Source organism: Magnetospirillum sp. XM-1, from assembly GCF_001511835.1.
GTDB lineage: Bacteria > Pseudomonadota > Alphaproteobacteria > Rhodospirillales > Magnetospirillaceae > Phaeospirillum.
On sequence record NZ_LN997848.1, the window covers coordinates 2,419,438 to 2,440,344 of the forward strand.

At 58.5% G+C, this 20,907-nt stretch carries 14 protein-coding genes and 4 pseudogenes; 5 read left to right on the forward strand and 13 right to left on the reverse strand.

Annotated elements, in window-relative coordinates; translation table 11 throughout:
• Positions 1-8 precede the first annotated feature (8 nt).
• Both XM1_RS11375 and XM1_RS24015 read left to right on the forward strand, forming a co-directional pair.
• Positions 9-4,310, forward strand: coding sequence for a PAS domain S-box protein (locus XM1_RS11375; protein ID WP_172821913.1), 4,302 nt, complete (start codon positions 9-11; stop codon positions 4,308-4,310).
• An 85-nt stretch (positions 4,311-4,395) separates the two neighbouring features.
• A pseudogene (locus XM1_RS24015) lies at positions 4,396-4,869 on the forward strand (transposase); the annotation flags it as partial.
• Between the two features lie 114 nt (positions 4,870-4,983).
• On the opposite strand, the pseudogene XM1_RS11385 reads toward XM1_RS24015, so the two are convergent.
• The 7 genes and pseudogenes from XM1_RS11385 to XM1_RS24020 form a co-directional block, all read right to left on the reverse strand.
• Positions 4,984-5,208, reverse strand: a pseudogene (locus XM1_RS11385) (transposase); the annotation flags it as partial.
• A 149-nt stretch (positions 5,209-5,357) separates the two neighbouring features.
• Complete coding sequence (locus XM1_RS11390) at positions 5,358-6,098, reverse strand: phosphocholine cytidylyltransferase family protein (RefSeq protein ID WP_068433490.1); 741 nt, start codon at positions 6,096-6,098, stop codon at positions 5,358-5,360.
• Positions 6,095-6,688 carry a gamma-glutamyl-gamma-aminobutyrate hydrolase family protein gene (locus tag XM1_RS25280; RefSeq protein WP_082700465.1) on the reverse strand — a complete coding sequence of 198 codons (594 nt, stop codon included), beginning with the start codon at positions 6,686-6,688 and terminating at the stop codon, positions 6,095-6,097. Before XM1_RS25280 ends, XM1_RS11390 begins: the two co-directional genes overlap by 4 nt.
• Positions 6,685-9,009, reverse strand: coding sequence for a PEP/pyruvate-binding domain-containing protein (locus XM1_RS11395; RefSeq protein WP_068433492.1), 2,325 nt, complete (start codon positions 9,007-9,009; stop codon positions 6,685-6,687). Before XM1_RS11395 ends, XM1_RS25280 begins: the two co-directional genes overlap by 4 nt.
• 3 nt (positions 9,010-9,012) lie before the next feature.
• Complete coding sequence (locus XM1_RS11400; protein WP_068433493.1) at positions 9,013-9,792, reverse strand: class I SAM-dependent methyltransferase; 780 nt, start codon at positions 9,790-9,792, stop codon at positions 9,013-9,015.
• Positions 9,789-10,328 carry an adenylyl-sulfate kinase gene (locus XM1_RS11405; protein ID WP_197603072.1) on the reverse strand — a complete coding sequence of 180 codons (540 nt, stop codon included), beginning with the start codon at positions 10,326-10,328 and terminating at the stop codon, positions 9,789-9,791. Before XM1_RS11405 ends, XM1_RS11400 begins: the two co-directional genes overlap by 4 nt.
• A gap of 229 nt (positions 10,329-10,557) precedes the next feature.
• A complete protein-coding gene (locus tag XM1_RS24020; RefSeq protein ID WP_156428707.1) occupies positions 10,558-11,865 on the reverse strand; it encodes a hypothetical protein in 1,308 nt (435 codons plus the stop codon).
• A 287-nt stretch (positions 11,866-12,152) separates the two neighbouring features.
• On the opposite strand from XM1_RS24020, the pseudogene XM1_RS11410 reads away from it, so the two are divergent.
• The 3 genes and pseudogenes from XM1_RS11410 to XM1_RS11415 all read left to right on the forward strand — a co-directional run.
• Positions 12,153-12,521: pseudogene (locus XM1_RS11410) on the forward strand (integrase core domain-containing protein); the annotation flags it as partial.
• A gap of 250 nt (positions 12,522-12,771) precedes the next feature.
• Entirely contained in the window at positions 12,772-13,305 is a 534-nt protein-coding gene (locus tag XM1_RS23280) for a histidine phosphatase family protein (protein WP_082700466.1), read from the forward strand.
• 200 nt (positions 13,306-13,505) lie between these two features.
• Positions 13,506-13,691, forward strand: coding sequence for a helix-turn-helix domain-containing protein (locus XM1_RS11415; RefSeq protein WP_068433495.1), 186 nt, complete (start codon positions 13,506-13,508; stop codon positions 13,689-13,691).
• Between the two features lie 35 nt (positions 13,692-13,726).
• On the opposite strand, the gene XM1_RS11420 is transcribed toward XM1_RS11415, so the two are convergent.
• From XM1_RS11420 to XM1_RS11450, 6 genes and pseudogenes are all read right to left on the reverse strand, one after another.
• Positions 13,727-15,616, reverse strand: coding sequence for a caspase family protein (locus XM1_RS11420; RefSeq protein ID WP_068433497.1), 1,890 nt, complete (start codon positions 15,614-15,616; stop codon positions 13,727-13,729).
• A 106-nt stretch (positions 15,617-15,722) separates the two neighbouring features.
• A pseudogene (locus tag XM1_RS24945) lies at positions 15,723-16,477 on the reverse strand (IS5 family transposase); the annotation flags it as partial.
• A gap of 179 nt (positions 16,478-16,656) precedes the next feature.
• The gene (locus XM1_RS11435; protein ID WP_068428062.1) at positions 16,657-16,905 is read right to left on the reverse strand and encodes a hypothetical protein; all 249 of its coding nucleotides are present in this window, start codon (positions 16,903-16,905) and stop codon (positions 16,657-16,659) included.
• The gene (locus XM1_RS11440) at positions 16,902-18,110 is read right to left on the reverse strand and encodes an IS91 family transposase (protein WP_369815998.1); all 1,209 of its coding nucleotides are present in this window, start codon (positions 18,108-18,110) and stop codon (positions 16,902-16,904) included. The genes XM1_RS11435 and XM1_RS11440 overlap by 4 nt, the downstream gene beginning before the upstream one ends.
• Position 18,111: 1 nt before the next feature.
• Positions 18,112-18,969: a tyrosine-type recombinase/integrase gene (locus XM1_RS11445; RefSeq protein ID WP_068428055.1), complete on the reverse strand. Its 858-nt coding sequence runs from the start codon at positions 18,967-18,969 to the stop codon at positions 18,112-18,114.
• An 803-nt stretch (positions 18,970-19,772) separates the two neighbouring features.
• A complete protein-coding gene (locus XM1_RS11450) occupies positions 19,773-20,846 on the reverse strand; it encodes an IS5 family transposase (RefSeq protein ID WP_068433508.1) in 1,074 nt (357 codons plus the stop codon).
• Between the last annotated feature and the right edge of the window lie 61 nt (positions 20,847-20,907).

Sequence of the window (20,907 nt, forward strand, 5' to 3'; positions counted from 1 at the left end):
GTGACAGCATGACTTTCCGTCCAACCCGGATGTCCCCCTATCTGGTGATCTTTCTTGCCCCAGTTATTGTGGTTGCGGTATTGGCTGGAGCCCTGAATCTCAGCTCCTTTCATAGCCTTAGAGAAAGCCAGAGGGAAGTTAGCATCCTGCAGGGCCGGGAATTGGAGCGGGTTTCTTCGGCCACGCATATCAATGAAGAGGTCGCCAGCATCCAGCGCATGGTCGGATCGACGCTGGAAATGGCGAGTGACGGCAAGCTCGACGAGGCTGCGACTTATCGCGTCCATAGCGAGGTGGTCAATCGCTTGGCCGAACTGGAGAAATTACTTCCAAATCTGCGGCTTGACGCCGGATCGCTGAATGAAGTCGAAGACGCCAGGATCGATTTTGACGCCTACCGAAAGTTCATCATCCAGGCGACAGACCTCGCCGCCGTCGATCCTCCGGGGGCAATGAAGTTCGCCTATCAGGCGGCCAACAGCTATCTCGCGCTGTCCGAACACACCCATGCCATCGCGCGGGCCGTCGCCGAGGAGGCGGCTCGTCAGGGAGAGGTGCAGTCAGCCAGCTTTGAGGGGCAGGCGGAGCGCATCATGGCGAATGGGGGAATCCTGATTGGGGCGCTGCTGATTCTTTGGGTTCTGGTAGGAAGCTGGGTGGCGCGGCGTGTATCCAGCCTGAGTTCGGCGCTTCACGATCTGGCGCAAGGCGATGTCGCCTCGGCCTCTTTGCCCGAAGTCCAACGGATCAGCGCGAACCGCCACAACATATTGCGGGACATGGCCCAAGCCATCCTTGCGTTTCGGGATGCTCTGGTGTCGCGGGAAAAGTCGCAGGCCGAACTCCGCAAGCTTTCCCTGGTTGTCGAGCAAAGCCCGAATCCAGTCGTGATCGCCGACCTCAATGCCAAGATCGAATACGTGAACGACGCCTTCATCCGAAACTCGGGTTACAGCCGGGAAGAAGTGATTGGCCGCAATCCCCGCATCCTCAAATCAAAGAGGACGCCAAATTCGACCTACAGAGCCATGTGGGATGCATTGACGAGAGGGGAAACTTGGTCAGGGGAATTTACCAATCTTACCCGGGACGGGCGGGAACGGATCGAGATGGCAACCATCGTTCCCCTTCGCCAGTCCGATGGGCGCGTCAGTCACTATGTCGGAATCAAGGAGGACGTAACTGAGAAGAAAAAACAAGAGGATACTTTAAGAAAGCTTTTTCTGGCGGTTGAGCAAAGTCCTGAAAGCATTGTTATTACGGATCTTGAGCCAAAGATTGAGTATGTTAATGGCGCCTTTGTCCGCAACACAGGTTTCAGCCGCGATGAGGTGATCGGCAGCAACCCGCGTGTTCTTCAGTCTGGCCTAACTCCTCCAGAAACATTCAAGGATATGTGGGCGAAGTTGAGCCAAGGAGAGTCTTGGCACGGCGAACTTGTCAATCGCCGCAAGGACGGCAGCGAATATGTCGAATTCGCCCATATCGCCCCGGTCCGTCAGGCGGATGGCGAAATCACCCATTACCTTGCAATCAAGGAAGACGTCACCGACAAAAAGCAGATGATGCGGGAGTTGGAGCTTCACAAGGATCACCTTGAGCTGATGGTCGCGGAGCGGACCAACGCTCTCTCCATTGCCAATCAGGAACAGAAGGCGATCTTTGACGCATCCGGGGTCGGCATTGCTCTCATCCGGGACCGGGTCGTTATTCGTTGCAATCGAAGTCTCGACAAAATGTTCGGCTACGGCCTCGGGGAGTTGGAGGGGCAACAGACCCGTGTTTGGTATCTGGATGATGACGACTGGGAGCGGCTTGGGCATGAGATCTACGAGCAGGTTGGGCAAGGCGAAACCTACGAATGCGATCAGCAGTTTCGCAAGAAGGACGGCTCGCCGTTCTGGACCCGACTTGCGGTGCAGGCCCTCAATGCCGCCGCGCCCAACGAAGGCATTGTCGCCATTTTCGAGGACATAACCGATGAGCGCAAATCCGCCGAAGCGTTGCGGTTGGCCTTTGCCGAACAGCAGGCAATCCTGGACTCGGCGACCTCCGGCATCGTCCTGATTAAAAATCGGATCCTGGAGCGCTGCAATCGCAAGCTGCACGAGATCTTCGGCTGGCCCGATGGCGAGATGGTCGGGAAGCCCAAGCGGATCTGGTACGCCGACGAGGACAGTTGGATCGGCGGCGGCGGCGAGGCCTACGAGGAAATTTGGCAGGGCCAGACCCATCGCCGCGAGCAGCAATTGCTGCGCAAGGACGGCAGCCTATTTTGGGCGCGCTTGACAGCCCATGCCGTTGATGCCCGAGACCCGACCCAGGGATCTGTCTGGGTCATCGACGACATTACTCAAGAACATGCCCTTATGGAGGAAATGCAGAGAGCGCGCATGCTGGCCGAGGATGCGGCTCGGGCCAAATCAGACTTCCTTGCAAACATGAGTCATGAAATACGCACGCCCATGAACGCGATCATTGGGCTCACCCATCTGCTGCAACGCGATATTGCTGACAAAACGCAAAGAACAAGGCTGGATAAGGTATCCACGGCGGCTCGCCATCTGCTCAATATCATCAACGATATTCTTGACCTCTCTAAAATCGAAGCCGGGAAGCTCCAACTCGAAAATACCGATTTCGAGATCGAGCATATGATCGAGACCGTATGCACTCTTGTCCATGATAAGGCAGAAGCCAAAGGGCTGGAACTCGTGGTCGCCATGCATGCCCTTCCGGAAAATCTTCATGGCGACGGCCTGCGGATTGGACAGATTCTACTCAATTTTGCCAGCAACGCCGTTAAGTTCACCGAATCGGGAAGCATTGCGCTTCGAGGCTCTGTAGTAAGCCGCGATGACAATGGCCTCGTGGCCAGATTTGAGGTGTCCGATACCGGTATCGGCCTTACGACCGAGCAGCAATCGCGTTTGTTTCAGGCATTTGAGCAAGCTGATTCATCGACGTCCCGGAAGTATGGGGGTACTGGTCTCGGTCTTGCGATCTCCAAGCGTTTGACCGAGATGATGGGGGGGCGAATCGGCGTAGACAGCGAATTTGGCCAAGGAAGCTCCTTCTGGATCGAAGTTCCCTTATCATTTCCCCTGGGTGGTGGGAATTTTCCGTCCAAGCGGGTCGAGGCCAGCGGCCTGCGTGCTCTTGTGGTTGATGATCTCAGTGATGCCCTAGAGGCCCATGTGGGCATGCTGGAAATGCTTGGTCTGCAGGTTTCGGCTGTTGCTGATGGCGTTTCCGCTCTCGCCGCTGTGGAAGAAGCCGACGCCTCCAAAAAACCATTCGACATTCTTCTGATCGATTGGCAGATGCCTGGGATGGATGGGCTTGAATTGGGGCGGCGATTGTTCTTGCTGCCGATCTCGCGTCAGCCAGCAAGGATGCTGGTCACGGCCTATGGCGATAGCGTCTCCGCCGATGTGCTGGCCGAGACCGGGTTTCACAATATGTTGCTCAAGCCATTGACGCCGTCCCGGCTGTTCGATGGCTTGCAGGACGCGCTTTCCGGCAAGCATACGATCATGGGCGGGCTTGCCGCGGGAGAAGCCGAGTCCGTCCTTCTGCATCGAGGCGGCGGCCGTATTCTGCTCGCCGAGGACAATCTGGTGAACCAGGAGGTCGCAGTCGAACTTCTTTGTGCCGTCGGCCTTGATGTCGATGTTGCGGAAGATGGCCAAGTCGCATTGGATAAGGCAGCCCAAGGCCAATATGACGTCATCTTGATGGATATGCAGATGCCGAACATGGATGGATTGGCCTCGACACGCTCGATTCGAAAGCTTCCGAATCACGTGAAAACCCCCATCCTGGCTATGACGGCTAATGCGTTCGATGAAGATCGCAATGCCTGTCTCGACGCGGGCATGAACGATCACATCGCCAAGCCGGTGGACCCTGAGGCGCTTTACCAGACCTTGCTGAAATGGCTTCCGGCAACCGATGGCCGTGGTGAACGATCTAACCCGCTGAGGTCCAGCCCGAAAAATGCCGACGAGGTGGATTACAGCCTTGCTCGCGACAAGCTGGGTCTAATCGACGGTCTTGACGTGGTTGCAGGCCTCAAGGCGGCCAATGGGCGCTTTGACCTTTATCTCAGGCTCTTGGCGAAGTTTATTGATAATCAGGACGGCAAGCATCTGCTACAGGCCCTCTCCTCGGGCGACATTCACGCGGCGCATATCCATATCCAGGCCCGGTGGAGCGGTCAGATCAGGGGAGAAGTTCGGCCGAGTTCTCGAAGATCCTGGTCAACATGGAATAGAGGGTGTCGATCTCTTCTTGGGAAAAATCCTTGAACGCTGTCCGCTCGAACTTCAGAGCCCAGGGAATCAGGGTTTTCGTCACCTTCCGCCCACCAGGCGTCAGATTGACCACTACGGTGGCCAGCCGCAAGTGGATCTGGCCGTCCCATCCTTCGGCTACAAGAACCACGTTTCGGCGGATCGGGCGCATGGGCTGATCCGCAAATGGCTGGTGACGGATGCAGCAGCCCATGATGGCGCCCGGTTGCACGATCTACTCGACAAGACCAATACGGCGAGCGGCGTCTGGGCCGACACGGCCTATCGCTCGGAAAAGAACGAGACGTTTATGGCGAAGAACGGCTTCGTCTCGCAGGTCCATCGCAAGAAGCCCAAGGGCAAGCCGATGCCAGACAGAACCCGCAAGGCCAATGCCCTCAAATCCATGGTGCGCTCCAAGATCGAGCATATCTTCGCTCACCAGAAGGGGCCGATGGCCGCCATCGTCCGCACCATCGGCAAGGCCAGGGCGGAAACCAAGATCGGCATGATCAACCTCGCCTACAACATGCGGCGTCTCATGTGGCTTGAGAGGAAACGTGCGCCCGCTTGAGGGCAAAACCAGGGGAATATTGCCTGAAACCACCAATGTCCTGCGGAAATCGGCGCCGATAGGGCCTGACCAGCACCACGGCCGATCCGATCAGGCCAAAATCAGGCCAGCGCCGAGGTTTTTGGAGGCGTCCAGCTTCTTCAGCCGGGCGTTCTCGTCCTCCAGCGCCTTCAGCCGCTTGGCTTCCAACACCTCCATGCCGCCAAACTTGGCCTTCCACTTGTAGAAGGTGGCGTCCGAGATGCCGTGCTTGCGGCACACATCGACCGTCTTCGCCCCGGCCTCCTGCTCCTTGAGGATGCCGATGATTTGCTCTTCCGTGAAACGACTGCGCTTCATAAGTCCGTCTCCTCGCTGGGACGGACTCTACCTCAGACTGGATACATTTGTAGGGAACAGGTCAGTCCCCCAAATGTGTCCGACCAGCGGGGAGTAGCTCAGCTTACATTGTGCTGCCGCTAGAAGTCGACGAGGGACCGCAAATCAAGTCAGCTACTCAATCCAAATGATTTTGGATCTGACTCGTAGAGCGTCAGGTCCATTTCAGAGTCCACCTCCCCCCATGGCCAGGGAGATGGTATCGCATCAATAACGTCGCCGCGTTCCAAAAGAATGCGTAGTAGACTCGTCATGTCGAGATGATCGCAGCTTTCCTGCTTGAGTGAGGCCCTCACAGCCATCGCCCGTTCCCATCCAGCAGGAGTAAAGCGCAGGAGCCCCATATACTGCCCCTGAACGTGATCCAGTGACGTGGGGCGAGTGCCAATTTCGCACAGTTGACCGTTGGGAGCGAAGCGGAAAGTCTCAGCATCTGACAATGGATCAGAGAACCGCCTGGACCACAGATCCTGCCAGTGTGGATCGTAGGTGATGGCAATGTCGGACGGGGTCTTCATCAGAGCACTAACCGCTTCGGCCTTGTAGAAAATATCAGAATAAGAGACCAGCACCGGCTCAAATTTCAGCCATTTCTCCGCGCAAGACAGCGATGTTACCATGTTTGTTTCTGCCCAACGAGGATTATGGAACAGAGTGAGGCCACGATCTTTCAGCATCTCAGCCTTATAGCCGGAAACCACTCCGACCTCGGTAATGCCGGCAGCCTTTAGGGCATCAATTTGGCGGTGCAGCAAAGGCTTGCCAGCCACCTCCACCAACCCCTTGGGGCGATCCTCAGTATAGGACCGCATGCGGCTGCCACGCCCAGCGGCCAGTATCAAAGCTTTCACGCCATGTCTCCAAACAAGGATCGGAATAGGGCCAGATCGTCGGGATGAGGGGAGGCCTCACGTTCAGGATGCCACATGATGGCAGCCCAGCGGTCCAGCCGGAAGCCTTCAATGCTTCCATCCGCTGCTGTGGCAAAGCATTTTGCTCCAGAGGGAGCCGCGACAATTGCCCAGTCGTGATAGGAATTGACCTCCCGACCAGATGGGACGACAGGATGGCGTGTCCCCGCATGTCCGGTGGCGCGTTCCAATCTGCCGCCCCCCAGATAGGCCAAGTGCTGGGCACCACGACAGATACCCAAGACAGATAGACCTCGTTTACCGGCCCAAGCTACCGAGGCACGCTCTGCCTCGTCACGTTCCTTTGCATCGCCACCAAAGTCAGCTATGTCGTTACCGCCAGTGAGGATAATACCGGCCAAAGGCACAGACGAGGCTAAAGTTAGAGCGGAGTCGGTATGATTGGGCAGGATCAGGGGGGTAAGGCCGCATGCAGCTAGAAACGGGGACCAACGCTGGTCCAGCGCGTCGCGCCGTTCACCACGTGGGTCAGTTATTACTCTCTGCGTGATTCCGACAAGCACGGTCATCGCAGGACCTCGACTTTACGAGCCGCGCAGTCCAAATACAGCATCTGAGCCCGCGACCAGCATGCGTAATTGGCTTCACCCACACCGATTGCCGCAGGAATGCCTAGTTCAGCAGCGCGGATGGCCATGTGTGAATTGGCGCCGCCAAAAGCAGTTATAAGGCCGGCGATTTGGTGGCCGAAAATCCAATCATATCCTGGATCGGCACCTTCGATACAGATCACCGCGCCTTTGATATCCGGATTGGTAGAGGCCTTTACTGGCGCAGTCACTTGTCCCAAGGTAATGAAATTAGGTTGGGCCTCAAGGCCGGTGAAGGACCACACATCACCAGGCGTCGCTATCACCGGGGGCAATAATAAGGATTGGGTTACCTCGAAGCGCTTGCGTCCCTGATGTATGCTCTCGGCCAGTAGTCGCGAGGGACTGGCATTGGAGGCCTGCAGTTCATGGATGACACCAACATCGGCGAAGCTGAGATCTTCTCGGGTAAATCCAAGCGGCTCCCCGATCTCTGCCAGCAACTCCAGTGCGTCAGATAAATTTCGGGTGAAGACAAATTTGGCATGTTCACGCCCCTCGATAGCGGCCTGGAAAAAATCGAACAGTCCGACCACGTCGTTCTCTAAGCCGTGCTCAGACAAAAGCTCCTCAATAGAGCGCATTTGCGTGAGCGAGAGGCCAAATTTCGCGCGCTCCTGAGCGTGCCGACTGAGGCCTTCACCTATGCCGTAAAGCTCTGGAGCTTTGTCATAACGGGGAGAGCGAATATCGTAGGTGCCGGGTCGAAGGTGACCGTATCGTTTAAGGAAGGCATCTCGATCAAGGACACTTGTGTCGTGGGCCAATTTGCTTCCAACAGTCGCCAGACACCCCATAAAGGCGTCCCGATCCTGCTCGGTCAGGATGGACTCCAAAACCAAAGAACGCAGCATCTGCACCGCTATAAAACCGGCCCGAGCCAAACCGGCGAAAGGCAAGGTACCATAGCGTTTACAGTCTTCTAGCAACCAATATATTTTCTCGGTCGGCGCCAGTCTGCTGGCCAAAATGCGGTCGCGACGCTGTTCCAGAATAAACAGTTTCTCGGCATCGGACTGCCAAAGTCCGGTCTTGCGGTTAATGATGCGATTGGTCAGACGTCGCAGCGCCTCTGATAACGTACTTAGGTCCGAAGCTGAGAAGCCGTTTCCGCGCAGCGCCTCTAGCCGTTTCGGCAGATCGAACGTGTAAGCCGAAAGTACAATCTCAAACTCCACCTTGTCATGCAAGGCGGGAGAGACCAAAAGGCGTTCAATATAATAATCCACCAGCTTCTCAGCCAAGTCACCGTCTATATCCTTGGGTAGGAACGAATTAAAACTGACCCGCACATCGATATAGGGCAGGCCGCCGAAATGGATCATCAGCGGGAAACTACGTAAATTTCGATAGCCATAATTATGGCGCTGATATGCCCAGATGCTGTCGGTCACCAAATCGCGATAGAGGGAAAGCGCCAGAGGTCGGGGTCGGGTGCCGATGATCTCGGCCGGGTTCCAATCGGGCATTACCCCAAAAACAGTCCGGGCCCCGTGTAGCAGAGGATGCGGGCACATAGCGGTTGCGACTTTGCGTATAATACCCTGGATATGACCATCCAACGTCTTACCATCCAGCGGATTAGCTCGCACTTTCAACGGCCGGACCTGAAACAGCCAAAGGGCTCCGTTTGCGTCAAAGGCAAACTCAAAGTCTAACGAATCATGATGAGTGATGTCGATCAGTTCCAAGGCCAGACTGCGCAAAGCCTTCAGCCTATCCCCCAGGGGAGGCGACCCAGCCAGCCAAAGAGTGTGGGTCCAGCGCTTAGTTTTCCTGCCTCCGGTTACCGAACCGGTATCTTCGCCGTCCGCTCCTTCCGCCACCAGGTAGGGCGATCCGGTCGAGGGATCGCGGGTGAAAACAACTCCGCTGGTGACCACGTCCTTCAGCATGGGCTGGATCAGAACCAAGTCGGCCTGATCGACACGAGAACCATTGTCACCATAAGACGCGATAACCCGGTCGATAGCTTCTACCAGGGAGCTTTGCGTCACGTCCGGCACCGAAAGAAACCGGCCAGCCTGAGAGGATTTCACTCCATCCTCGTCGCTGGCGCTGGAGCGCACGATTAGCGGCGACGCAGACCAGGACTGCGCGTAGATATCTCCCAGCACGGATTGTTGTTCCGCCCTCCAACGGGCGACCGAAACATAGTATAGCGGCAGCACCTGAGCGCATCTCAGCTGCGGCGCTAAGATCTCGAGGGTCTCGGCTTTACTGCGGAACGTGAAGCCCAATGCTTACGACCTCCGCCGCGCCGTCCAGGCCCGCGTCTTATACACAGTCTCGATGACGTTTAGCCCCTGGATGCGCGATTTAACCCGCTCGAGAAAAATGGTAAACCGATCTGGCCCTAATTGCGCCTGGATGTCATTCACAGATTGCCAAGCACCTAGATACGCCTCAGGCGTCTGACGAGCCACATGCTCACCTTCCAGATAGAGCACATCATCATAAGAAGGATGAGCACGGAGAGTGTCGAACAGTAATTCGGTGACTCCTGAACGGCCCGAAGATATACGCTTCAGATCGGGGCATAGTTGGAACAGATAGGATTCGATCTCGGTAAGCAGAGGGCTGACTTCAATATAGCGCGGATTCCACAGCGCAATAAAGCGGCCTCCCGGACGCAGCACGCGGGCGAATTCGGCCAGCCCGACCGAGGTATCGACCCAGTGGAAGGACGACGCCATGCTGACCCAATCCACGGATCCATCTGCCAACCCGGTCTCGGCCCCCGTACCTTTCCGCCAGACGATGTCTATCCCTTGGCTGTCGCGCTCGCCATTCATGCGCATGGCATCGTCGGGCTCCACCGCGACCACGGACGCCACACCCGCATTCGCGATCATGCGGGTCCAGATACCGGTCCCCGCCCCTATATCGGCACAGGCTATAGTCGAACGGTCGGAGAACAGCCCCATCAGCGCTGCCAGCACTGATGGGCTGTACCCGGGCCGATATCGAGAATAATTCTCTGCCAGCCGACTGAAGTCGCCCGATGCGATAGTCGTGGTCATGTTTGCCCCTTCCCAAGCAGATCAAGAATTAAGCGTTCAGCCCGCACAACATCTGTAATGCCAAAATTATCAATAACCAAGTCTGGGGCTTCAGGCTCCTCAAACGGCATATCAAGCCCAGCCATGTTGACCCCACGAGCATAGAGTCCCTTGGGATCCCGGCGCCTTAATTCGGCCATAGGCACCCGCAGATAAACCTCCACATAGCCAGGGATATGCTCCCGGTTCCATTCACGCACAGAGTGGTACATGGAGATGGTCGCGCAGACCACGTTAAGCCCCTGCTCGGCCAGCACCTTACACATCCGGGCATAGGTACTAGCTAGGGCGCGGCGTTCTTCTAGTGAATAAGCATCAACCGCTCCCAGAATCTCGCGCAGAACATCCCCGTCCAGATAGACGACTGCCGCCCCTTCCGCGCGCAAGGCCCGGCAGACCCCGTGTCCTAGCGTACTTTTACCAGAGCCCGACAGGCCCGTTATCCACACAACTACCCCCATGCCATGATCCACATCATTCTCCGACAACTTCATCATGCAAATAGTTGAGGCCAGGCGAAATAGTGTTGGCACGGTAGCATGAACCGTCGGACACCCCATTCCTCTGGCTACGTCTGTTCCGAAGCGGCGCCCCTTACCAGCTCAGGAATTACCTCCGATCATAGGCATTATCGCCATGCAAATCAATGTCGTCTCGACAACTCCACCGCTAATGAGGCCCCCCCCTGCCAGACAATTGCCACCCGCACGCTTAGATACCAACCCCTCAGAGGGGGGCGGACTTTTCTCGGCACTCCTCCAGCAGCAAACGGGCTGATGCGAAATCGGGACATAGCGCTATTGCCTCACGCAAACTTCCTTCAGCCGCACTCAAGTCATGCAATGCTATTTGACATTGGGCAGATAGATGAAGGCCTAGATGTTTGTTTTCCCGGGATGAGCAATTCCATATCCAGAGCATACATAATTCAAGAGCCTTGGCCGGAACGCCAAGCTCCATCACCCTCTCCACAATGACACTAAGGTCGTTGAAGTTGAGCGTGCCAGATTTTGCCCTGTCAACGGCAATTACGTAAATATTTGTATCCCCATTGCTTTCTGAGTCAAGTTCAGACCTGACCAGCGGCGGGAGTATATCCCTGAGTGACTCGATAAAATTGCCATAAATTCCCTGCGGAGATCTATCAATGAATGACATATCGTAGCCAAATTTATCACAGATATGTCGCCCCCCCATCACGTCACACATTATGGAGAATACTTTGCCAACGCCCTCTGGCCAACTGGCGAATACGGACTCTGCATTCTCTGTTGAAATGGAGGTTTTTCCTCCGGAGAACATACCATATGACTTGCTTTCATCCCCATAAATTTGCGCAAAATCTATGCTTGATTCAGCAATCTTTCCTCCGCTAATTTCCTTGAAAAGGCGTACCATCTCCGCCTTGTCCAAGAATAAGCCCTCGATCGTGAATGACGGCAGCCTCATAGCTCTATACCAGAACATTTCAAATATAATTATTTTGAAAAAAATAAGCGCGACGCCAACCCAAACAACAACCTCCTCACTATCTTGATTTAAATTTAGCTCCGGAAATCTTGAGATGGCGCGCGCGCCAGTTTCAATATAATACCCTTGAAAATGAGCTAAATTTTGCGATGTTTTTTGGGGATTTTTGTACAAAGAGTACCATGCATTAAGCCATGTTACCGGGTGACGAACCAGACCTATCAGGCGAATATCACTTCTCAGCGGGCCATGGAGATCAATTGATTTAATAAGGCTCCCGACATCATATCCATGAATGTCCCCAACAAATTTTTTATCAGTCATTCCAGCTGAATTTTCAAGCATTTTACCAGGGCCAAAATGATCTATATATAATCTCTGAAGCTTCTGAGTGAAATCAAAAGTCATCTTATTAGATGAGTATTCATTGAAAACTGAATACGGAAAGTCATGGCCAAACACCTGTCCGGTCGTGCACTTTATATCATCATGTGAATTAAGTGCCCTGCCGAGCCACATGGCTGCGTTTCGTCCTAATGTTGGAATTAGAAACAACTCCTGCATTCACCCCTCCTCATCAAAACCCGTGCAATCGGGGTTTAGTTGTATTAACTTGCGTACAGATTATTTGTTGTGCGTTGTGATTCAGATGTCGCCGTCAATTCCTATCGAATCCCACGCATACTCCCCCAATAAGTGACGGAATGCAAACCCTGACCTGTGACCTGCCTTGGGAAATCTCCTCCAGTTTGAAGTAGAGTCCGGCCTATCGATGATGTGCCCCCAGATTTTGGATCGCCGGAGGCTGGAGTTTCCGGCGTTCTGTCACGGTGGCCGGCTGGATGAGCCATCGTGAATGCCTGACTATCGTGGTGGCCCGGAACTTTACCGCCCAGGATGTGCTCGACACCATGGCCGAGCTATTCGTCAGCCGTGGGGTGCCCACGTACATTCACAGCGATAACGGCCCCGAGATGACGGCTATCGCCGTACGGGAATGGCTCGGCAAGCTCCGTGACGAGTTGCTCAATGGCGAAATCTTCAACACCATGACCGAGGCCAGGATTATCATCGAACACTGGCGACGGCACTACAACACCGTTCGTCCCCATTCCAGCTTGGGATGGCGGCCACCAGCGCCGGAGGCCATCGCCTGGCCAAGGCCTCCTTCGCTCCGCTCCGTCGCCCCTGGCCAGGCGACATCAACCGTGCTTCACTAACATTCGATCTGGAGCCGCCATTGGGGGCCGGTCACCTGGATCAGGCGCTCTCGGCGGCGGAGGGCTGACCCTGCTGCGCTTCATGCCGTCCGTCCTCTGATGGTCCGGACTCTAACCCCAAAATGGGGGATTTTCCCAAGGCTGGTCAGAATCGACTGAACTTTGAAACCTCATGAAGGTAGGATCGTTGGGTCCTGGCGACAGATTCCGGACACTCATGTCCTCGATCATGCGGTGACACAGAGGGCTTATGGAAACGCTAATTTGGTTGGTCCGCCATGGAAAGTCTGCGCGGGGGTTCGATCAGGCCGAGGATCCCGACCTTTCTGAGTTAGGGCACACCCAGGCCGAGGCAGTGGCTAGGCAACTTAACATCCATATTCAGCCTTGCGCTGTTTTAGCATCTAGGTTCCTGCGCGCCCAGAGCACTGCAAAGCCACTGGCTGCGTTATGGGAGCGATCTGTGATCATCTCGCCGGAAATCGATGAGATTCCCGCTCCTACTTGGATGACTGGGGTTAATCTACCCCAACGACGTCCTTGGTTGGACGTAATGCTGACCGAGAGCTACGGCGCTTTGGATCCGACAATCGAGTCGTGGCGCTCCTCGTTATTAGGCTTTGTGAGTAGACTATCGGCACCGACGGTGCTGTTTACCCACTATCTCACTATCAATGCCCTAGTGGGCGCGGCTATGGAAGATCTGAGGACGGTAGTGATCGATCCCGGGTATTGCGAGGTAGTTACGCTGCGAGTTAATGAGGGGCGTGTTGAATTGTTGTGAACTGCTTACCCCATGCTTACCGGCCTTGGCATGACGATCCGGCGCCGGAAAAGCGAAACGCCGCCAACGTATTGAGTTGGCGGCGTTTTGTATTTGGTTGCGGGGGCGTGCAACCAGCGTTACTTGCACTTCGATTTCGCCCGCCTTCCTCTCGCGAATTTGCTCCAAAACCCCCGCAGACGGAAGGAAGGAAAATCACCATGCAGGTTGTAAAGAAGGAAACCCTGCTGGATCGCTGGCTATTGCAGGGCGAGATGGCCTGGGACAAGCGTTTGAACGATGCAGCACGGCGAATCGGCTGGTTTTTGCTGAATCGCGTCAACCAGGACACCGGGACGTGCTGGCCCAGTTATGAATGCCTGGCCGAGGAGAAAACTCTCGCTTGATGGGAGGGCCAACTGCATAGCACCCAAGCGGCCCCTCACCACGCCACCAGCAACTTATCCCCACCTCCCACCAGCACCGGGGTCTGCTCGCGGCCCTTGCGGCTGGCTTCGCGGCGGACGTGGCGTTCGGCATAGGCGTGAAGCTCGCCCAGGGTGATGCGGTGGTCGCCATCGGCATCGGCCTCGCCCATCAGGCCGCGCATCAGGTAATAGCTGAACAGGCCGTGGCGGGCGGCGGCGAAGGAGGATGACCACTGGTCGTTGCGCGACGCGGCCAGCACGGCGGCAGGGCTGGGGACCTCGCCATCCCGGGTGCGGATGATGACGGGGCGGATATCGGCGATCTGGGTGTCGTTGCCGCGCGTGCCGCCGGAATAGCAGGTGTCGAGGAACAGGGTCAGCGACCTGGCCCCGGCTTTCAGGATGGTGTCGATGGTGGCGGCGCGGTCGATGGCGCTTTTCTCCAGCAAGGCCCGGTCGCCGTCATAGGGAAAGAGGTAGAGGTTGCGGCCGTTCTCCGAGGCCAGCCCATGGCCGGAGAAGAAGACATAGACGTCGGTGGCGCCGTCCTTGATCTCCGGCGCCAGCCAGGTGTCCAGCGCCTTCTGGATGTCCAGCAGACGGGCATCGGCGCCAACCAGCAGCTTGACCCGATCGGGGGCGATGCCGATTCCGTTGACCGCGAAGTCGCGGAAGACACGGGCATCACGGGCGGCGAACTGGGCGGCGGGCAGGCGCTGATACTCCTCCACCCCGATGATCAGGGCGACGGCGTTGGGCTTGCGGGTTCCCTTGATGCGCGACGGGTCCAGGGGCGGAACCGGATCGGCCTGGACCTCGGCGCCGCCCGGCGGCCCGGCAGCCAGGGTGACGGTGTTCTCGGATGTGGGCGTGAAGGCGGCTGCCAAGGATTGAGCCTCGGCCAGATCACGGGCGCCCAGATGGCGGGCGATGCTGTCACGCTTTGAGACAGCCCGGCCGCGTTGCTTGTCGCCCAGCCGGGCGGCGGCCAGCGAGGCCCAGACATAGGCCTGAACCTCGTCCCGCTGTCCCCCACCACCCGACGACAACAGCTCGGCCAAGGCTAATTGCGCCTCGGCCTCGCCCTGCTGGGCGGCGCGGGTCATCCAGCGCAGGGATTCCGCATGGTTCTGCGGCAGCCCCCGGCCGTCGCGATAGAGATTGGCCAGCAGCATCTGGGCGTCGGCATCGCCCAGTTCCGCCCCCAGGCGGAAATGCCGGGCGGCGGCGGTGAAGTCGGAGGTGCGGGCAGAGCCGCGCCCCTGTTCGGCGGCATAGGCGGCGGTCAACTGGCGCAGCTTGACGACATCCGCTTGCGCCAGGGTGATGCTGGTCTCGGTCCGTGCGCCGTTCAGACTGACCGCCGCGCGGACCAGGATGCTGTCCCTGTTTTGCAAGGTTCCGGGATCGGCGACCAGTTCATAGAGGGCGACATTCAGATTGCCGTCGGCATCGGCGGTGACGTCGCGCGGCGGCGCGTCCTCCAATCCCAGCTGGACACGGGCGCCGCCCCAGGGGATGCGGCTGGTTCCCTGGCGGCCCAGCGGCTTGCCCTCGCCGCCGGTGCGGGCCACCACATTCTCCCTGCGGGCCAATTCGGAACCCACCAGGGCCTCCTTGCTGCCTTGCAGAATCTGGCCGGTGTCCTGGGGAGCCAGCACCGCCGACAAGGCGGCGAACGGCCCGGTAAGCAGGAATTTGACCGGATCGGGGGCCTTGGACTTCACCTGAACGGTGGCCTCGTCATAGCTTTCGAACTGATGCAGCTCACCGTCCAGCTCCTTGGCCACCGCCAGGGTCAGAACGCCGCGCGGCGACTCATAGCGCCCGCCCAGCAAGGCCCGCGTCGAGCGGGCCTTGGCCTCGGGCACCAATTCCACCACCTGGACGTTGCGCCGCTCCACATACTGCGACTTGCTGACCCCTCCGCAGGAGGACAGGGACAGGGCGGCGGCGAGAACAAGGGCTGCCGCCGCTCTGAGGTTTTCTGTTCGCTGGTCGGAGGGCCGATTAGGTCCTGTTGACAAAGGCCGGTAGCCAAAGCTTTGCAGCGGCCAGATGGAGGAAACCCAGGAAAGATTTGGCGGTTTTGTCGTAACGGGTGGCGATGCGGCGGAACTGCTTGAGGCGATTGAACATGCGCTCGATGCGGTTACGATCCTTGTATCGCAGGAAGTTGCATGCAATGGGCTGGGAGCGATTGGCCCGAGGCGGGATGACCGGCAGGATGCCGTGGAAAAGCAGGTTCTCGCGGACGGCGTCACCATCATAGCCTTTGTCCCCCAGCAGCATGCGCGGTGTAGCGACCGGAAGCGCCATCAGGTATTCGACCGCCTGATAATCCGAGACTTCACCGCCAGTCAGCTTGAAGCCAAGAGGGCGTCCCTGACCGTCCGCGCGGGCGTGGATTTTGCTCGTAAAGCCGCCGCGGCTTCGACCAAAGCCTTCCTTATGAGTCCCCCTTTTGCGCCGGCGGCTTGGCTGTGCCCTCGGACAATGGTGCTGTCGACCATGTGCTGCCAGTCGTCGGTCAGGCCGAGATCGACCAGTGTTTCCAACAAGGCGTCCCAGACGCCCTGTTCGGCCCAGCGTCGGAAGCGGACGTAGACGGAGTTCCATTTGCCATAACGTTCGTGCATGTCGCGCCAGGGGCAGCCGACCCGCAGTACGTAAAGCATGCCGTTGATGAAGCGGCGGTTGTCATGGGAAGGGCGGCAGCCGCGTCCTCGCTCGGAGGGCAGCAGTTCACCGATGATCGCCCACTCCTCATCCCTCAGGTCGCCGCGCATGCCACTGGTCTCCGCAAAGACCAGTGTTGAATCACGCCCGCGCCGTTTTGGGAATCTGGAGGGTTCTCTGAGGTCCGGCCGGTACGACGGCAGCCTCAAAGGAGCCGGACCTCTGAGAAGCCGGATTGAACGAAACCGCGGGACGCAGACGAGGTCTATGGGGATTTGGCCGTGGCGGTGGGTGCGCCGGGCGGCTGGGGCGGTGAGATGACGGCCGAGGGGGCGTTCACGGGCGCGGCGGCCAGGACCAAAATTGCGGCGGCGGTTGCCGTGAGGTGCCGATCGGCGGCAATCGCGCTGACCATGATGGGCGCCAGGACACGATGTGGGCGACCGAGCGCGATGCCGACGGCCAGCGTCGGTGCGAGCACGGTTCCCAAGAGCAGGCACGGTACGGCGGTCATGACGTGTCGATCCGGTAGGCGGCATGGCCGGCCGGTGATCGAGGGATGGCGCCGAGCGGCGCCATAGTGCCGCCGCAGCATGGGCAGCGGCGGAGGTCGTGGCCGGTGAGGCGGTGATGGCGGTCGCGGTAGTCGTCGGGCGTCCCCGCCGTGACCGTTGCCGGCGCCGGCACGGCCAGCAGGCGACGGCAGTTTTCCAGCTTGGCCGCCCGCTGGCCGTTGGCGAGGAATCCGTAATGACGGATGCGGTGGAAGCCGTCGGGCAAGACGTGGAGCAGGAAGCGGCGGATGAATTCGCCGGGCTGCAGCGTCATCACCTTCTGCTTGTCGTGATGACGATAGTCTTTCCAGCGGAAACGGACCGAGCCGTCCGCGATCTCGACCAGGCGGCTGTTGGCGATGGCAACGCGGTGGGTGTAGCGGCCGAGATAGGCCAGCACCTGCTCGGGGCCGCCGAATGGGCGTTTGGCGTAGACCACCCAGTCGGTTTTGCGCAGCGGCGCCAGATGGCGGGCAAAGGCGGCCGGCTCGGCGAGGGCTGCGAGGTCGGAGAAGAAGGCGAGCTTGCCCGCCAGGAACGCCGCCGTCATTTGGGCCAGAAACAAGCGGCGGAACAACCGGGACAGCACACGCACCGGCAGGAAGAAGCCCGGACGGCAGGCGACCCAGCGGCTTCCGTCCGGCGACAGGCCGCCGGCCGGCACCACGCAATGGAGATGGGGATGGTGCTGGAGCGCCTGTCCCCAGGTGTGCAGCACGGCGACGAAACCGGGTTCGGCGCCGAGATGCCTGGGATCGGCGGCGATGGTGCGCAGTGTCTCGGCTGTCGCCTTGAACAGGATGTCGTAGACCACCGCCTTGTTGTGGAAGGCAATGGCGGCGATCTCGGCCGGCACGGTGAAGACGACGTGGAAGTATGGCACCGGCAGCAACTCGGCTTGGCGGTCGGCCAGCCACTGGGCGCGTGCCAGCCCCTGGCATTTGGGACAATGCCGGTTGCGGCAGGAATTGTAGGCGATGCGCACCAGCCCGCACGCACCACAGGACTCGCTATGGCCGCCCAATTGCGCCGTTCGGCAAGCCTCGATGGCGGCCATCACCCGGCGGCGGCCGCGGTCGAGATGTCCATCCTGGGCAGCCCGCCATGCACTGCCGAAGCGGCGGAACACGTCCGCCACCTCCAGTCCCCCGGCCATGGCTGCCATCTCAGGACGGCGGCACCACCATCAGGTCGAGGCCGTCGAGTGGGCTGGTCGTCTTGGCGATCATTGCGTTGGAGACCTGGGTGTAGCGGGCCGTGGTCGACAGATTGTTGTGGCCGAGCAGCACCTGAATGATGCGGATGTCGGTGCCCGCTTCCAGCAGATGGGTGGCAAAGCTGTGGCGCAGGGTATGAACGGTGACGCACTTGTCGATCCCGGCGGCGGCACAGGCCGAGCGGCACGCGCAATTCAGCACATTCGGCTCGATCGGCTTGTCCTCGCGGCCGGGAAACAGCCAATGCCCGGGCCGCGCCAGCCGCCAATAGGTGCGCAGGATGCCGAGCAACTGCGCCGACAACATGACGTAGCGGTCCTTGCGCCCCTTGCCCTGCTCGACCCGGATCACCATCCGGCCGCTGTCGATGTCGGCCAGCTTGAGCGCCACCACCTCTGATACTCGCAGCCCGGCGGCATAGGCCGTGGTCAGCGCCGTGCGGTTCTTCAGGCTGGGCACCGCCTCCAGGAAGCGCACCACCTCGTCGGCGCTCAATACTACTGGCAACCGCCGCGGCTGGCGGGCATAGGTGATCCGCTCCGGGGTCTCGGGGCACCGCAGCGTCACCCCGTAGAAGAACCGCAGCGCCGCCACAAACTGGTTGAGGCTGGCCCACGAAATCCCCTGCGACACCAAGTGGACCTGCCACGTGCGCACGTCTTCAAGGTCGAGCCGATCCGGCGATCGATTGAAGAAGCGGCTGAACTTCGAAACCGCATGAAGGTAGGATCGTTGCGTCGCCGGCGAAAGATTGCGGACCGTCATGTCCTCGATCATGCGGCGACGCAAAGGGCTCAATTCGGCCATCGGGGGCCTCCTGTCTGTAGGGGGGGGCGTGGAAAACCAACCTTCTCAGACAGGAGCCTTCGCCGTCCCCTCAGGCTCCAATACCGCGCCAGCGGTTTCGTTCAATCCCCTTTGTCAACAGGCCCTAGCCCGGTACGATTCAACCCGCTCGCGATTACTCTTTGCCATGCCGCATGGATCCGTTACTAGATACGTTTATAGTAACATAAGCCGAAAGCTTACCGTTGCAAGAAACGTAAATACACATGACGCACACAAACTAAAAGCCGCAAGCATATCAACATAAAATGGGACATAGAAAACGGGCCGTCACTCCATGCGCTTCATCACACTCTGACTATTCACCGACGGATGCTGAGCATTTGATATCGTGTCGTGTATAATGGCGTTGTAACGCGATTCGGCGAGCACGCGTTGTTCACAACGGGCCGCAGAAATAGTCCCAGTAACGTAAGGAGGATCCGGCGGCGTTAACGCGCCATCTTGTCCCACTAAATTCCGACCAATAAAGACTAATGCGCTGTCGCGCCGACTGGCAAACGGATGAGCGAAAGGACCAAATCAACGGATTTGGCCCTCCCATTTCCTCGATCTTCCATTCATCGGCTATATCGCGGGCGGGCCGGAGAGCACGGCAATCCGGGAAGCGATCTGCAAGACGTAGGAAGGTGGACGCCTCCAAAAACCTCGGCGCTGGCCTGATTTTGGCCTGATCGGATCGGCCGTGGTGCTGGTCAGGCCCTATCGGCGCCGATTTCCGCAGGACATTGGTGGTTTCAGGCAATATTCCCCTGGTTTTGCCCTCAAGCGGGCGCACGTTTCCTCTCAAGCCACATGAGACGCCGCATGTTGTAGGCGAGGTTGATCATGCCGATCTTGGTTTCCGCCCTGGCCTTGCCGATGGTGCGGACGATGGCGGCCATCGGCCCCTTCTGGTGAGCGAAGATATGCTCGATCTTGGAGCGCACCATGGATTTGAGGGCATTGGCCTTGCGGGTTCTGTCTGGCATCGGCTTGCCCTTGGGCTTCTTGCGATGGACCTGCGAGACGAAGCCGTTCTTCGCCATAAACGTCTCGTTGTTTTCCGAGCGATAGGCCGTGTCGGCCCAGACGCCGCTCGCCGTATTGGTCTTGTCGAGTAGATCGTGCAACCGGGCGCCATCATGGGCTGCTGCATCCGTCACCAGCCATTTGCGGATCAGCCCATGCGCCCGATCCGCCGAAACGTGGTTCTTGTAGCCGAAGGATGGGACGGCCAGATCCACTTGCGGCTGGCCATCCTCACGGGGCTTGGCCTTGGAATACTTCACCGTCCACCGCGCATCGCGGTCCTTTTGCCGCAATTTCGCTGGCTTGTCCTTCCAGGCGTCAGGAATGGTTCCGGCCTTGATCGCGGCCTTCTCACCATCGGTATTGCGCTGTTTGGGGGCGGCGACAATGGTGGCATCCAGCAATTGCCCCGACATCGCCAGATAGCCTGCATCGCGCAGAGCCGCATCGAAGCGCTCGAACAGCGCCTTGATGGCGTTGGCCTTGGTCAGGTGCTCGCGGAAGGTCCAGATCGTGTTGGCATCGGGAACCGGATCGGAGATCCCAAGCCCAAGGAACCGCTTCCAGGTCAGGCGGTCACGCATGAAATATTCCGTGGCCTCGTCGCCCAGGCCATTCATCGCCTGCAGGATCAGCACCTTGAACATCAGCACATGATCGAACGGCGGACGACCACCTTTGGCGCCATTCGAGCGCGGAACCGCACGCTCCAGGTCAGGACGGAACAGCGCGAAATCGATCGTCCGGTTCAAGTGCTCCAGCACGTCGCCCTTCTTCGAAAGACCCGCCAGACATTCTTCAACGTCGAAAAACCCCGGCGCCTTCATTGCCCAACCTCACCGCCACGATCCCGTCATTGAATCAAAGCCCCGCCCTCATCACCAGGGT

Excerpts from the sequence above, each read along its gene's own strand:
- XM1_RS11375 (WP_172821913.1), top strand. The coding sequence starts at position 9 with ATGACTTTCCGTCCAACCCGGATGTCCCCCTATCTGGTGATCTTTCTT.
- XM1_RS25280 (WP_082700465.1), bottom strand. The coding sequence starts at position 6,688 with ATGACCGTGCTTGTCGGAATCACGCAGAGAGTAATAACTGACCCACGT.
- XM1_RS11400 (WP_068433493.1), bottom strand. The coding sequence starts at position 9,792 with ATGACCACGACTATCGCATCGGGCGACTTCAGTCGGCTGGCAGAGAAT.
- XM1_RS11405 (WP_197603072.1), bottom strand. The coding sequence starts at position 10,328 with ATGATGAAGTTGTCGGAGAATGATGTGGATCATGGCATGGGGGTAGTT.
- XM1_RS24020 (WP_156428707.1), bottom strand. The coding sequence starts at position 11,865 with ATGCAGGAGTTGTTTCTAATTCCAACATTAGGACGAAACGCAGCCATG.
- XM1_RS23280 (WP_082700466.1), top strand. The coding sequence starts at position 12,772 with ATGGAAACGCTAATTTGGTTGGTCCGCCATGGAAAGTCTGCGCGGGGG.
- XM1_RS11415 (WP_068433495.1), top strand. The coding sequence starts at position 13,506 with ATGCAGGTTGTAAAGAAGGAAACCCTGCTGGATCGCTGGCTATTGCAG.
- XM1_RS11435 (WP_068428062.1), bottom strand. The coding sequence starts at position 16,905 with ATGACCGCCGTACCGTGCCTGCTCTTGGGAACCGTGCTCGCACCGACG.
- XM1_RS11440 (WP_369815998.1), bottom strand. The coding sequence starts at position 18,110 with ATGGCAGCCATGGCCGGGGGACTGGAGGTGGCGGACGTGTTCCGCCGC.
- XM1_RS11445 (WP_068428055.1), bottom strand. The coding sequence starts at position 18,969 with ATGGCCGAATTGAGCCCTTTGCGTCGCCGCATGATCGAGGACATGACG.
- XM1_RS11450 (WP_068433508.1), bottom strand. The coding sequence starts at position 20,846 with ATGAAGGCGCCGGGGTTTTTCGACGTTGAAGAATGTCTGGCGGGTCTT.